The organism is Dellaglioa sp. CoH-57-MRSF-18, assembly GCF_056781995.1.
The window spans coordinates 1-258 of record NZ_JBXAXX010000240.1; the positions used below are offsets into that span (position 1 = coordinate 1).

Below are 258 nucleotides of genomic sequence, written 5' to 3' on the forward strand. Positions count from 1 at the left end.
ACGGATGGTTGACCCCGAGTTTGCGCTGTTCAGCATCGGCACGGATCACCATCGGCTCGATCCACTTCAGCTCGTTCGGGACCACATAGCCCTCGGTCTTGGGGCCACGAATCATCATGCGCAGAATGTACTGATCATGTGGCACAAGAGAACCGTCCACCGGATATGAATTCAGCTCTTGGTTCGCTTTTGCGTAAATCCCCAAATCACCCAGCTTCCGTGCGCGTTCCTCGATGTACATTTACTGCTCCTGTATGT

1 protein-coding gene is annotated in these 258 nt (G+C 53.5%); it reads right to left on the minus strand.

Going from position 1 to position 258, the window contains the following annotated elements:
• The coding region (locus AC1RPG_RS08850; RefSeq protein ID WP_481762616.1) for a hypothetical protein at positions 1 to 241 on the minus strand (241 nt) is incomplete at its 3' end.
• Between the last annotated feature and the right edge of the window lie 17 nt (positions 242 to 258).